The organism is Paenibacillus sp. FSL W8-0194, assembly GCF_037969745.1.
Taxonomy (GTDB): domain Bacteria; phylum Bacillota; class Bacilli; order Paenibacillales; family Paenibacillaceae; genus Paenibacillus_AQ; species Paenibacillus_AQ cookii.
The window spans coordinates 5,657,332-5,671,000 of record NZ_CP150205.1 but is presented as its reverse complement, the minus strand read 5'-3'; the positions used below and the strand labels follow the sequence as shown (position 1 = coordinate 5,671,000).

14 protein-coding genes are annotated in these 13,669 nt (G+C 54.8%); 11 read left to right on the top strand and 3 right to left on the bottom strand.

The window, feature by feature from the left end:
- Positions 1-3: 3 nt before the first annotated feature.
- The 7 genes from MKY58_RS26190 (at position 4) to MKY58_RS26160 (ending at position 6,616) form a co-directional block, all read left to right on the top strand.
- Positions 4-987, top strand: a complete 984-nt coding sequence (locus MKY58_RS26190; protein ID WP_339322673.1) for a YafY family protein — start codon at positions 4-6, stop codon at positions 985-987.
- A 23-nt stretch (positions 988-1,010) separates the two neighbouring features.
- Positions 1,011-1,499, top strand: a complete 489-nt coding sequence (locus MKY58_RS26185) for an effector binding domain-containing protein (protein WP_339322672.1) — start codon at positions 1,011-1,013, stop codon at positions 1,497-1,499.
- A gap of 144 nt (positions 1,500-1,643) precedes the next feature.
- Entirely contained in the window at positions 1,644-2,051 is a 408-nt protein-coding gene (locus MKY58_RS26180; RefSeq protein WP_339322671.1) for a BlaI/MecI/CopY family transcriptional regulator, read from the top strand.
- Between the two features lie 28 nt (positions 2,052-2,079).
- Complete coding sequence (locus MKY58_RS26175) at positions 2,080-4,326, top strand: M56 family metallopeptidase (RefSeq protein WP_339322670.1); 2,247 nt, start codon at positions 2,080-2,082, stop codon at positions 4,324-4,326.
- A 136-nt stretch (positions 4,327-4,462) separates the two neighbouring features.
- Positions 4,463-4,753, top strand: a complete 291-nt coding sequence (locus MKY58_RS26170; protein WP_036706172.1) for a metalloregulator ArsR/SmtB family transcription factor — start codon at positions 4,463-4,465, stop codon at positions 4,751-4,753.
- A gap of 174 nt (positions 4,754-4,927) precedes the next feature.
- The gene (locus MKY58_RS26165; RefSeq protein ID WP_339322669.1) at positions 4,928-5,935 is read left to right on the top strand and encodes an NADP-dependent oxidoreductase; all 1,008 of its coding nucleotides are present in this window, start codon (positions 4,928-4,930) and stop codon (positions 5,933-5,935) included.
- A 273-nt stretch (positions 5,936-6,208) separates the two neighbouring features.
- Positions 6,209-6,616, top strand: a complete 408-nt coding sequence (locus MKY58_RS26160) for a hypothetical protein (RefSeq protein ID WP_339322668.1) — start codon at positions 6,209-6,211, stop codon at positions 6,614-6,616.
- Between the two features lie 82 nt (positions 6,617-6,698).
- Here MKY58_RS26160 and yedF read toward each other — a convergent pair whose 3' ends face one another.
- The gene (gene yedF, locus MKY58_RS26155; protein WP_036706176.1) at positions 6,699-6,926 is read right to left on the bottom strand and encodes a sulfurtransferase-like selenium metabolism protein YedF; all 228 of its coding nucleotides are present in this window, start codon (positions 6,924-6,926) and stop codon (positions 6,699-6,701) included.
- On the bottom strand, positions 6,916-8,115 hold the full coding sequence (gene yedE / locus MKY58_RS26150; protein ID WP_339322667.1) for a selenium metabolism membrane protein YedE/FdhT: 1,200 nt from the start codon (positions 8,113-8,115) through the stop codon (positions 6,916-6,918). Before yedE ends, yedF begins: the two co-directional genes overlap by 11 nt.
- 381 nt (positions 8,116-8,496) lie before the next feature.
- Here yedE and MKY58_RS26145 point away from each other — a divergent pair, with 381 nt between their 5' ends.
- From MKY58_RS26145 to MKY58_RS26135, 3 genes are all read left to right on the top strand, one after another.
- A complete protein-coding gene (locus MKY58_RS26145; RefSeq protein ID WP_036706178.1) occupies positions 8,497-8,775 on the top strand; it encodes a hypothetical protein in 279 nt (92 codons plus the stop codon).
- Between the two features lie 214 nt (positions 8,776-8,989).
- The gene (locus tag MKY58_RS26140) at positions 8,990-9,691 is read left to right on the top strand and encodes an N-acetylmannosamine-6-phosphate 2-epimerase (RefSeq protein ID WP_339322666.1); all 702 of its coding nucleotides are present in this window, start codon (positions 8,990-8,992) and stop codon (positions 9,689-9,691) included.
- Between the two features lie 31 nt (positions 9,692-9,722).
- On the top strand, positions 9,723-10,628 hold the full coding sequence (locus MKY58_RS26135; RefSeq protein WP_339322665.1) for an ROK family protein: 906 nt from the start codon (positions 9,723-9,725) through the stop codon (positions 10,626-10,628).
- 494 nt (positions 10,629-11,122) lie between these two features.
- Here MKY58_RS26135 and MKY58_RS26130 read toward each other — a convergent pair whose 3' ends face one another.
- Positions 11,123-12,010: a LysR family transcriptional regulator gene (locus MKY58_RS26130; protein ID WP_339322664.1), complete on the bottom strand. Its 888-nt coding sequence runs from the start codon at positions 12,008-12,010 to the stop codon at positions 11,123-11,125.
- Between the two features lie 174 nt (positions 12,011-12,184).
- Here MKY58_RS26130 and thrC point away from each other — a divergent pair, with 174 nt between their 5' ends.
- Positions 12,185-13,423 (top strand): threonine synthase, encoded by a 1,239-nt coding sequence (gene thrC / locus MKY58_RS26125; protein ID WP_339322663.1) that lies wholly within the window; start codon positions 12,185-12,187, stop codon positions 13,421-13,423.
- The last annotated feature ends 246 nt before the right edge of the window (positions 13,424-13,669 follow it).

Genomic DNA, 13,669 nt, shown 5'->3' with positions numbered 1-13,669 from the left:
CGCATGAAAATAGACCGCGTATTAGCCATGACCGTCCTGCTGCTCAATCGGGGGAGGATCAGCGCCAAAGAACTGGCCGATCGGTTTGAAGTGTCGACCAAAACCATATATAGGGACATGGATACGTTAAGCCGGGCGGGCATCCCGGTCGCGGCCTATCCGGGGGCGAGCGGCGGATTCGAGCTGATGGAGCATTATACGATCTCGAGACAGCACCTGACCGTCGACGAGATCGCCTCCATTTTTGCAGCCGTCAAAGGCGTCAAGGTTGCCCTCGACGACCGCGCGCTGGACGGGCTGCTGGAAAAGGTAGGGGCGCTGCTTCGCAGGTCCGGTTCCGGGCAGGGCGCGGCTTATTCCGAAAAGCTTTTGTTCGATTTGAACCCTTGGGGCCAAGGAAAGGATGCCCGAGGCAAACTGGGCCTGCTGCGGCAGGCGATGGAGCAATCCAGGCGGGTCCGGCTGCAGTACATCAACATGAACGGCACGGACAGCGGACGGGTGGTGGAGCCGGGACGGCTGATTTTAAAAGGGAACGTGTGGTACGTACAAGCCTATTGCCTGCTTCGCCGGGATTTCCGGTCCTTCCGCCTGTCGCGCATTCAGGGCATCGAAGTACTGGATGAACGGTTCGAACCGCGGGAGCTGCCGCCGCAGGAGCGGTTTGATTGGAAGCCCGATTGGTCCGAAGCTGCCGCGGTCGGCGTCACCCTTCGTTTTTCCGCTGCGGTGAGGCACCGGGTTGGAGATGCCTTCGACCATCATCAGGTCCATGTCCTGGAGGACGGAAGCCTGCGCGTGCAGGGGGATTTTCCGCTGGATGAATGGTTTTATGGCATGATCCTCAGCTATGGCGGCCATGTCGTCATTGAGGAACCGGCGCAGGCGGCCGAAGAAGTGGTTCGGCGGGCGGAACATATTTTGCGGCTGTATCGGAACGCGGACACCCTGTTGTCCACTTCGGTCGGGTACAATGGGTGCATCTGATCCAAAGGAGATGTAACCACACGATGCATGAAACAATGACGCATATGCCTGCCATGGCGCTGACAGGTGTCGCCGTTCGGACGTCCAACCTGCGGGAAAGCGGTCCGGAAGCGCAAATACCGTCCTTATGGGAGCGATATTTCGCCAGCGGGCTTCAGCAGAAGCCGGGACTTCAAAATCCGTCTGTTCTTTACGCCTTATATACCGACTACGAAAGCGACGTAAACGGGGAGTACACGCTGCTGCTTGGCCATGAGACGGAACGGGCCGTAAGCGGATGGGGAAAAAGTTCCGCGACGGTCCCGGAAGCGGCATACATCAAGTTTACGTCGAAGCGGGGGCCGATACAGCGGGTGGTGATCGAGCTTTGGCAGGAGATCTGGGCGGCGTTTTTTCAAAACGCGGAGCTGGAGCGGACGTATTCCGGCGATTTCGAACGGTATGATGTGCGCGATTTTAACCCGGAGGATACCGTCGTGGACATTTTTGTGGCTGTCAAAGAATCGCGTTGATGTTATGGCGTGCAGGAAGTCTTGCAGACTTTCCTGGCACGCTTTTTATTTTGCTTTTTTAAAATTTACAATTGTAATAGTTTGGGATATCCGTTATATTTACATTTGTAATAGTTAAACCTTATCGGAAAGGAGGTGAAGAGGATGGAAGCAATGCCGAAAATTTCGGAGTCGGAATGGGAAATCATGAAAATCGTCTGGAAGGAGAGCCCGCTGACCGCCGAGCAAATCGCGCACAAGCTGCCGGAAGGCATGGGATGGAGCGATCAGACCGTGCGGACCTTTATCAATAGGCTGGTGAAAAAGAAAGCGCTCGGCTATGAAAAGTCGGGGCGAAGCTACCTGTATTCCCCGCTCATTTCGGAAAAGGAATGCGTGAGGGCGGAAAGCCGGTCTTTTCTTAACCGCGTGTTTAACGGGGCGGCCGGGCTGATGATGACCAATTTTTTGGAGGAGACCCCGCTGTCCGATCAGGAGATCGAGCGTTTGCAGCGGATTTTGACGGAAAAGCAGGGGAAGGATTCGCAGGACGCATCACGGCCAAAACCGTGAAATTTGAAATTAAATGAGGTCATTCCAAATGAGTGTAGCCGAAAGCCTCTTCGGATGGTTCGCCCTATCCACGTTGACGGCAAGTTTCGCCGCCGTGCTGGTCGTGGCGGTCCAGCATGTCCTGCGCAGGCGTATTGGCGCCCGTCTAAGGTATGCGTTATGGCTGATCGTGCTGGCCAGGCTGATGCTGCCGGCAGTTCCGGAAAGCCCGGTCAGTTTGTTCAACATGATGCCCGAAGCCGCAGACATAAAAAAGGCTGTTTCCGGGCTTTGGTTTTGGCAGGACGAACCTGCTCCCGAAGCCGAAAACAGCACACAAAATACATTGATCCAACCACATTATACAACGAAAGCACGTGACGGGAACATCCCGCAAACCTTCGTGCCGCAAGACTCTCCAAAGAGAGCGGCGGCCGCAGGAACCGAATCGCATCCCGCGGTGCGCGCATTGTCCGTCGTTTGGCTGGCTGGCGTTGCAGCATTTTTATCCTATCATTTGATGTATTTGCTGCGTATGAAGGGGCGGCATAGACATTTCCTTCGCGTCGCCGACCCTGACATCCTGAACGTAGTGGAGGAATGCCGCCGTTTATTTTCGATCAAGCGGGAAGTTTCCGTTTATTCGGGAGGGTCGGTTCGCAGTCCCTACATCACGGGAATCCGGCGTCCTGCCGTTTACCTGCCCGAAGGGTTCGGTCATGAACCGGAAGATGCCGCCCGCCTGAAGCATGTCATCGCGCATGAGCTGGCCCATTACAAAAGAAAAGATACGGCCTGGAACATGCTGGGCAGCCTGGTCCTTGCCGTTCATTGGATGAACCCGTTTGCGTGGCTGATCATGCGCAGAATGAAGGCCGACCGCGAGCTGGCATGCGATGCCTGCGTCCTCGAGGCGCTGGGCGAAACGGAGGCCGTGGCCTACGGCATGACGATCATCAGTTTTTTGAAACGTTACTCTTCACGGGGAAGCCAGCCTCAGCTGCTGTATTTTAAGGGCTTGACCGGCGAAAAGGACATTGTGAGGAGGATTCGGATGATTCAATCTTTTAAAAAGGGTTCTTATAAATTTTCCATGCTGGCGATCCTGCTTATGCTGCTGATCGGCACCTTAACGCTGACCAACGGAAAGGTAACGGAAGCGGACGGTGCCGAGTGGGTTCATGCCGAAAGGGGCGGGAATGAGGTGCTGTTTCCGGAAGACTTTCGCGAATATGATAACCTGGAGAAAGCGGCGCGTATGGCGCCGTTCCCGTTTAAGGTGCCCGCGAAGCTGCCGGAAGGCTATCATTTTGACGCCGTGACGTTTGATTTAAAACCTCTCGCATCGTCGGTCGGCTCCGAAATCCGGTTTGATTTCTTAAAAGCCACCGAGACGACGACTTTTGGACAAATTATTTTGAACATGACGCGCAGCTCCGGTTTGCAGGAAGCCTATGAAAGGATCGCCGAATCCGAAAAAGGCAGCTACGATGAAAAGGCCGGTCTCGTCGTCGAAAAAGAGCCGATCGCGCTCCCGGGCGTAAACGGGCTCAAAATAACCCTCCGCATGACCGGGTGGAAAGGGCAGCCGGAGCAGTATTACTACGTCTGGAAGGATCAAGGCGTCACGTATCAGATGCGGTGCTTAGACCGGCTGCCGAGCAGCGATTTAGAGACGATGATTTCGTCAATGAAATCCCCGGATGCGGAGCTGAACCATCTGTATGAAAACAATGACTATCACGGGAAAACCATCAACTATCTGTTTGATACCGAAGATATCCGGCGGGCGCAAAAACTGATCGGTTACAACGCCGTTTTTCCGCGCCGGCTGCCCGGAGGTTTCATCGCAACCGGATCGTATGTTTCAACAAAAGTAAACTTCAACTATCCGGAAAACCAAGCGGATTCCATGCGGAAGCTGCTTGCAGTGACCTACAACCCGAAGGACCGGGACAAAACGGATAAAGAGAAAAAGACTTCGGGCATTAAGAGGGTCAAATTCACGCAAATGCTGAACGGGCAGATGTACGAGGATATGAAAAAAGGCAATACGGTCTCCTTCGAGCGAATCGACGGCGAACGTCACCAGGTTAAACTGCAGCCGATCCTCGTTGGCGGCAGGGAAGTTCTACGGTCGGACAAATACAAAGTTGACGGTCCGTTAAGCAGCCCGAACGAAACCGATCTGGTGAGCTATTTCTGGCTGGACGAGGGCGTATGCTACCAGGCTCAGTTCACGGGCCAGGGCCCGGAGGAGCAGAAGATCGTTCAATATTTGATGGAGCGGAAATAAAGCGGGTCGCAAGCGCCGATTCCTAATCGATGAAAAATTTAGCGGCGGCGCTTGCCGATCATTCTATTTCCAGTCACCCATAAAAAGGAAGCCGTGGCGGTTTGACTTCCTCCAAAGCGAGTACTAGTATAGTTGTATGACAATCAAACTATCAAAAGAAGACGAGAAGCGGGCCAAAATTTTCAAGGCGCTGTCGGAAGTAAAACGGATTGAAATGATTCGTTACCTGCGTGCCCACCGCAGCAACAACACCTGCGGGACGATCGGGGAAGCGATGGGAATGGACAAGTCCAACGTGTCTTACCATCTCAAAATTTTATACGAAGCCGACTTGATCGACGTGAGCCGTGCGGGCCAAAATCGGCTCAGCCAACTCAAAGAGGATACGTTTAACGAATTTTTGCCGGGTTTCCTGGACACCTTATGATGGACGGGAAACCCTTATTTCCGGCAGATAGTTTTAAAGTTTTAAAACTATCTGACTTAAGACTGTCAAAGCCATGGAATTTTGCGCGCCATCTGCGGAAGGTTTTCTTTTGAATGAAGGATCTTATACCATCCTTGAACCACAAAATAAGAACATAGGAGATGTTTCTGTTTCATGAGTCAGCTAATGAATAAATCCATCGTTTTTGTATCCCGTCCGGTCGGTTTGCCTTCCATGGACAATTTCGAATTCCGCGAAGCGCCCGTCCAGGCTCCAGCCGAGGGGCAAGTCGTGGTCCGTTCCATCTACCTGTCCGTCGATCCCTACATGCGCGGCCGGATGAGCGATGCCAAATCTTATGTCGAGCCGTACCGTCTGAATGAAGTGATTAGCGGAGGCATCGTCGGGGAAATCGTCGAGTCCAAATCCGATCAGTTCAAGCCGGGAGACAAAGTGATCGGCATGCTGGGCTGGCAGCTGTACAACGTGGTGGACGCGAAGCTTGTCCGCAAGGTCGACGAATCCATCGCGCCGTTGTCCGCTTACTTGAGCGTGCTTGGCCTAACGGGGCTCACCGCCTACTTCGGACTGCTCGACATCGGCCAGCCGAAGGCGGGAGAAACCGTCGTCGTCTCCGGCGCCGCCGGCGCCGTCGGCATGCTTGTCGGCCAAATTGCGAAAATCAAAGGCGCGCGCGCCGTCGGCATCGCCGGAACGGACGAAAAATGCGCTTATCTCGTGAACGAGCTTGGCTTTGACGCTGCGGTCAACTACAAGACGGCGGATTTGGACAAAGCGCTGGCAGAAGCCTGCCCGAACGGCGTGGACGTCTATTTCGACAACGTCGGCGGCCCGGTATCGGACGCGGTCATGAACCTGCTGAACGACTATGCGCGGATTCCGCTTTGCGGCGCCATCTCCTCCTACAACACCACGGACGCGGATGTAGGTCCTCGCATTCAAACGAAAATCATCAAGACCCGCTCGCTGATGAAAGGTTTTGTTCTTGGAGACTATGCTTCCCGGCAGCAGGAAGGAATGGTGGAGCTCGGCAAATGGCTGTCCGAAGGCAAGCTGAAATATGAGGAAACGGTCATCGAAGGTTTCGATCATGTCATTGACGCTTTCCTGAAGCTGTTCGAGGGCGCGAACCTCGGCAAAATGCTCGTTAAAGTAGGGTAAGCTGCGCGTCGTGAGCTCGCGGGATGCGGAGAAAACGGCAAGCGTACCGTTAAAATCGATAAGCTCGCGCGAAGGCCTCTTCCGGAAATCCGGGAGGGGCTTTTTGCATTGGCCGGAGGGCAAACCTACGATTCTGCTCCCCTTTCCCGGATGCGGGCGAAGGGGCTTTTTTTTAACGATCGACTTGTGCAGGCACGTCAAATAGGGTTATAGTGAAGACCTGTTCCCATATTCGGGCAGAAAAGAAATCATAGGATAGGGATGTTTCAAACGATGACTGCACAATTTAAAGGCAACAAGATGAACATTGCGCTGTTTGGACTGCTGCTGCTGGCGGCATTGACTCGGCTCCTGCTGCAGTGGTCCTCGGACTATACCTGGATGGAGGGCGTCTGGAACGCGATTCTGATGGCGGCGCTCGTACTGCTGTCTTTCCGGTTCTTGCACGTTTATGCCCGTTATATCCGCATTCAGGACGGCAAGGTCACGATCGCGAATGTTCAAGCAACCCGGACGTTCGAGATTAAAGACGTGGAGAAGGTACAGATTTACGATCATTGGATCCGAATCATGATGAAGGCCGACCGCGACGTATTTATTCATTTGAAGGATTTGGACGTGCCGGGACGTGTTCCGTTTATGGCTTGGGTAGCGGAACATTTAGATATTGAAAAGGATTAGGGCGGGAGAGTCGCACCTAATCCTTTTTTACATCCTGCATTGGCTATGAAGCCGCAGGCGCCGCTTTACAGGGGCGTTATGTCTAGGCTCTGATATAAAACAGCAGCTCGCGGCCGTTTTTGACCGGCTCCCGTTCCAGCGTGTAGCCGTGTTTGACGACCTCCTCCGGCACGTTGCGGAAAGCCGCGGGACAATCGGCAATGACCTGCAGCAGCTCCCCTTTTTTCATTCCCTGCAGCGTTTCCAGGGTATAAATGACCGGGTAAGGACACGATTCCCCGCGAAGATCAAGCGTATAATCAATGGACATGATGCGTTTCCCCTTTCTTGAAACCGACGCCGAAGCGGTAATTTTTTTGCCAAAGGACGGCCGTGACGAAGCCCGCCGCCAGCAGGACAAGCGTAAGGATGAGCGCCCAGGCGGGGCCCATGGCTTCGATGAGGTTGACCGGTTTGCCCATCGACACCAGCGCCTTCTGAATGCCGAGATGATCCCATCCGTACGCCAGCGCGGTGGCTCCGGCAATGTTGCCGATAAACACCGGCAGGAACACGACCTGCCCTTCCATCAAACGGTACATCATCCCGGTTTCGCAGCCGCCGGCCATGACGATGCCGATGCCGAACAACAAACCGCCGATCAGCGTGCTTGGCGCCGCTATTTTGGTGACGGGGTCCATCCCGCCGGCGACGATGATGATCAAGGTGACGACCGAGCTGACCGCCATGCCCAGCGTAATCGCTTTGGTCATCGTGGCGCGCCCGCTGATCCACAAATCGCGGAATGCGGAAGTGAAGCAAATTTGCCCTCTTTCAATCAAAATGCCAAAACCCGCGCCGAACAAGGCAGCGGTGCCGAGCATCGTTTTGCCGTCCGCGTAAAAATAGACGATCAGTCCGGCATACGCCAGCCCGATGAGGCCGCCGATGTAGGGCTGGATTTTTTTGCGTTCCTTGACGATGTGCGCCGTGTTGCCCTTTTGCAGAACCGGCTTGCCCTTCCACCACGACGTGCCGACGATTTTGGCGCCCGCGAAGGTGCCGACGGCCGTCGCCACGATAAACAACCAGGCATGCAGCGAAAACTGCGGCACGCCGGTAAAAAACGCGGCGAGGTTGCAGCCGAGCGCCATGCGCGCCCCGAAGCCGGCCACGAACCCGCCGATCAGCCCTTGCAGCAGGCGGCGCTTTTGACGGGGCATCCGGATTTTGAAATTGTTGCTGAGCAGCACCATTAGCAGCGCGCCGATGAACATGCCCCAGACGATCCAGCCGTCCGTGCGGGTGAACGTCGTTCCTTCCATATGGACTAAGTTAAAATAGGCCCAGCCTGAAACGTCCACACCGAACCATTCGAGGATATGCCCTCCCAAGCGGGTAAATTCGCCGGTCACGGCCCAGACGGTGCCGGTGATGCCGAAGTACAGCGCGCTCAGCACGCCGGCGATCGCCATCACCAGGTAAGGACTCCAGTATGTATCGATTGCTTTTTTGAACACGATGTTTACTCCTGCCTTCCTCTTGCCGAAATTCTTTTTCTCTTGGATGTTCCCATTTTACATGATTTTTCGGATGATGTGGGCGCTTTTCGCGTTTGCGCGCCATAACATGTCACTCAATGGGAGTAGCTCTCTGCCAATCTTATGAACTTTAGGGTGCTTAAAGAAGCGATGAGATGGGAAAACTAAAGATTGATGCATTTTCCTCTGCATCGCTGGCGGGTGGGCCGGGTTCGCCGCCGAGTGGATCTTGTGAGCCGGCCGGTCCGGATTCCTGTTAAAGTTTTGTAAATTTTGTAAAAATGCTGCATGAAAAAATGGAAACGGACGCTTTTTATGTTACAATGTTCCCTAGGACATGAAATAAGGAGATGAAAAGCCATGAGCGGCACAATCAACGAGCAGGAGCTTGTGCAGTACATAGCGGCTGAGACGGGCGCTGAGCCCGAGAGCATCAGGGTTGTCCTGAAACATGAAAAGACGTACATCAACACTGCCGAAGCGAATGAACATGGCGAAGTGGAAATCGACAGCGACGATTTGGTCGACTATGTCATGAGCCGCAAAGACGTCAAATTGGATGAAATGACCGTCGAAGCCGTACTCGATGCCGAGATGGATTATCTGATGGATAAAGGAATTGCCGTGGACGAGGATTAATCGCGGCGTTTTTCGGAAAATGAAGCCCATGCCCCCTTTTGCCGGGAGGCGGGGCTTTTTCTTTTGCCCAAGGCAGCGCTTGTCGCTGATAGAAAAAAATCTCCCATAATAAAATTATTATTGGAGAAAATCTCTAATCGCTGCTATAATGAATGCGAACAAGGTGGAAAAAAGTTCCGCTTTACTTGCCAGTAGAGCGTTAGGAGATGAAGCCATGAGCGATCATTTTTTCGAGAACATTCGGGGCGGACTGATCGTTTCCTGCCAGGCATTGGAGGATGAGCCGCTTCACGGGAGCGACATGATGGCCAAAATGGCGCTGGCCGCCGACCAGGGCGGGGCGGTATGTATCCGCGCCAACAGCGTTCAGGATATCGCCGCCATCAAGAAGGCAACGAAACTTCCGGTCATCGGCATCATTAAACGGGATTATGAAGACAGCGAGATTTATATTACGCCCACCTTGCGCGAGGTGCGCGAGCTGATGGACGTCGGCGTGGACGTCATCGCCCTGGACGCGACGGGCCGATCGAGACCGGGCGGGGAAACGCTGGAGGAACTGGTAACTTTCATGAAGAGCCGTGGACAAAAAGTCATGGCCGATATTTCGACGCTGAAGGAAGCGCTTTATGCCGAATCGATCGGCGTGAGCTGCGTTTCAACGACGCTCTCCGGATACACGCCTTATTCGCCGCGGCAAAAGGACCCGGATTTCAAGCTGCTGCAGGAGGCCGTGCGGCAAATCCGCATTCCGGTGATCGCGGAGGGCAGGATCCATACTCCGGAGCAGGCGGCGTACAGCCTGGAACTCGGGGCTCATGCGGTCGTCGTCGGGTCGGCGATCACGAGGCCGAAGCTGATCACGGAGAGGTTTGCGCTGGCGATCCGCGGCTCCGGGAGAGGACGAATGCATTAGCGGGCCATCAAACGCGAAAGGATGGGAAAGGATGAAGGTCATCGGCATCGATATTGGCGGAACTTCCATCAAAGGCATGGTTGTGGATCGCACGGGACGGCTTTTCGATCAGGGGAAAATCGAAACCGATGCCAGGGAGGGCAAGGATCGGATTGTGGCCAACCTGTTGACGCTCCTGGATCGGCTGCTCGCGCGACATGCCGACGTTCAAGGGATCGGAATCGGCACCGCAGGCCGGGTGGACGTACGGTCGGGCGAAGTCGTCTATGCAACCGACAACTTGCCGGGCTGGCAGGGGACGAACCTCAAGGCTTATTTGGAGGATGCCCGCAGCTTGCCGGTATTCGTGGACAATGACGTCAACGCGGCGCTTGCCGGCGAGGTCTGGCTCGGAGCGGGAAAAGATTTGGACGACGTATCCATGCTGACGCTTGGAACAGGCGTCGGAGGAGCCAACATGGTCGGCGGCCGGCTGTATCGGGGGGCCCGCTGGAACGGAGGCGAGTTTGGGCATACCATTCTGGTGCCGGGCGGACGTCCATGCAATTGCGGCGTTCGCGGGTGCATGGAGCAGTATCTGTCCGGAACCGCCCTGGTGCGGCTGGCGAGCGAAGCCGCGGGCAAATCCTACGCGTCCGGGATGGAAGTGCTGGATGACTATGTTAAAGGGGACCCTCAGGTGATGGACGTCATGAGGCGTTTTGCGGAACATTTGGCCATTGCGGTCAACCATCTTCACTTAGGATTGAATCCGCAGGCAGTCATTCTGGGCGGCGGGCTGATCGACTCCAAGCAGCTCTGGTGGCCTTTGTTGTTGGAAGCGATGGCAGAACTGAAGCTGGACGCGGATGTGCGCCCTGCGCAGCTGGGCAATGAGGCGGGTGCCGTCGGCGCGGCTTGGCTGATTTTGACGCACTTGCGGACGGAACAGCAATGATGGATCATCTTCAATAAAAAGACGCATTTTGGGGCATCTTACGATATAAGTTCAAAAGGGCAGCTTGGAAAGCTGTTCTTTTTTATGCCTATAAGGTTGAACAATCGGCATTCCCAGCAAGGCTCGGTTCTTTTCCATCCGGGGCTTGGCTTGAGCCATGCGGCTTCTACTCCGAAGATCTCGTTGAACCAGCCTTCCCCCTTCCTCCGCAAAATCCGTTACGAGGCCATACATCCCTCCCTCATTCTACGCGCATTCAATTTTATGGTTCGTTATTCCGCCCCTCGCACGCACTCCCGCCAAAATGCTTTGAAAGCTCCCTCAAATGACTGTTAAAGTTCGAGCTGCCCGGTTTGGTTCTTCGGTGAATCCTGTCGGCTACAGTCTAATTTAAACCAGAGTTCCCCTCTTGTACCCAAACACGTAAAATGGGCCTTTTTGACGGTTTTTGACGAGGGTTGTTCTAATTTGTACTACGCTTTTCAAGGTGTGCATTATCCCTTGGAGCTTCGGATGACCGCCTCATAAAAACGCCGGGCAGCAGGGGGGAGCGGCTCCTTTCGCGTGAACACGGAGATGGGGTTGCCCAGCTTGGCATCCCGCACATGGACTTTGGCCAATCGCCCCGCCGTGATATACGATTCGATTTCGAGGGCGGAGAGCAGGGCGGTGCCGTAGCCTTCCATCACGACGCGCAGGGTTTCGTGAAGCCCGTTCATCCGCAGGCCGACGGCCGGGGCGGGCAGCCCGCGGACGCTGCACAATGCCAGAAGCTGCTCGCGGGAAAAGCTCCCCTCCTCGCGGTAAATGAAAGGCTCCCGAAGCATCTCGGCGAGCGGGACATCCTTGCCGGCCAGGGGATGGCCCGGGTGAACGACAAAACACATGTCATCCTCAAGAAGCGCCGTCTTGTCCAGCAGCGGATGTTCCTCGCGAATGCCGCCGACGATGGCGACGTCTGCCTTGTAATGGAGGAGCAGCTCAAGCGCCCGGGCGGAGTTGGTCGTCGTCCATTCCAGCTCTACGGCGGGGTGCTGCTTTTTATACTCCGCAACAAGCCTCGGCAGCAAAAAGTTGGCGGGCAAATACGTCGCCGAAATATGCAAACTGCCCTCCGTGCCCGCTCGGATTCCTTCCAGCCGTTCCTCGATCGACCGTTCCAGGTCAAACAGCCTTTGCGCTTCGGTGGCCAGCATTCGCCCGGCATCGGTCAAGGCCACGCCGCGGCCTTGGGGACTCCACAGCCGGATGCCAAGCTCCTGCTCGAGCCTCTTGATTTGTGCCGTTACCGCCGGTTGGCTGACTCTAAGCATTTCGGAGGCAAGCGTTACGCTGCCGGTTTCCGCCACTTTGCTAAAAAACCTCAGGGCATGTAAGTTCATCGGGGTTCCGTCCTTTCCTGCAGCTTGGGTGGTCGATTCATAACAAAATTTTATGAAAAAGCAAATATAATATATTAGATTTATAGGATGTTTCTGCTTATTCTAATCCTGAGCAGGGCTTGGGGCAAGGGGATCTTGGAGCCAAAGCCCAAAACGGAGAGGATGAACCGGCAAATGAAACTGGAATGCGTTCACTGCGGCCATACGCGGAATTGGCAGCAATTCATCATCAAATGCCCATGCGGCGGCAGGCTGGAGGTCAAGCACGACGTGACCGGGCTGGACGGGGAGAAGCTGAAGGGGATTTTCCGGAAACGGTCAGGGGAACGGATGTCGGTCTACGCAAGCGGCGTATGGCGGTATAAGGAGCTGATTTTTCCGGAACTTCCCGAGGACCGGATCGTGACGAAATACGAGGGGAATACCGGCCTGTACGCGCAGGAAACGATCCGAAAAAGCCTGGGGATTCGCGGGCTGTACTTCAAAGCTCAAAGCGAGAACCCCAGTGGTTCTTTTAAAGACAACGGAATGACCGTCGCGGTTTCCCATGGCCGGCATCTCGGATATACGCGATTTGCCTGCTCGTCGACCGGTAACACGTCGGCGTCGCTGGCCATGTATGCCGCCATGGGGGAGGGTTCTTCGTACGTATTCGTGCCGGAAAGCGGCATTTCCCAAAATAAGGTGCTGCAAACGTTGGCGTATGGGGCGAAGGTGATCCGTTTTGGCGGCACGTATGATGACGGCATTGCTTTTTTGGAACGGCATGCCAAGGATTTGGGGCTTTATGTCTGCAATTCGATCAATCCGTTCCGGATCGCAGGCCAGAAAAGCATCATCTATGAAGCGGCCCAATATTTGAATTGGGATCTGCCGGACTGGATCGTCGTGCCCGGCGGCGCGCTCAGCAACGTCACCGCGATCGGCAAAGGGATCGAAGACTTGTGGACGCTCGGGATGATCCCGAAGCGCCCGAGGATCGCGCTGGTTCAGGCCGAAGGGGCGAGCCCCTTTCATAAGATGATGGCGGCGGGGGCCGAGGAGTTACGCCCTGAACCACAGCCGCAGACGGTCGCTTCCGCGCTGAATATCGGAAACCCGCCAAGCTGGAAGGCTGCGCGCCGCGTATTGGAATTTTGCCGGGGCGTCACCTGCAGCGTGACGGATGAGGAGATTTTGGCTTCGAAGCAAGCCATCGACCGGAGCGGGATCGGCTGCGAGCCAGCGTCGGCCGCTTCCCTGGCGGGGCTGCGCAAGCTTATGGCGGAGAAGGTCATCGACAAAGAGGAGACGGCGCTGTGCATATTGACGGGCAACCTGCTCAAGGATACGCAGGTGTTGTCCGGGATGATGGAACATGAAAGAATGGTGAGATCGGATCTGACAGTGAAAGGGGCGGAAAGATGGTTGTGACGGAGGTAGAGGGGACAGGAGCTTAAAACTATAATTTTTCAATATTTTTACAATCGGGTAACTTTTTACGGTTTAAAGCCGTCCTGTTAACAGGATGGCTTTTTTTGATGGGCCAAATGGAAGATAAATCAATATTTTAGCATATATTTCTTAATATTCATCCTTTGGATTGTAAGCGGAGTGTTAAATATTGTATATTGGGAACGGAGGCGATTTGAAAAAAAGTAATAAATAGGAAAACGGAAT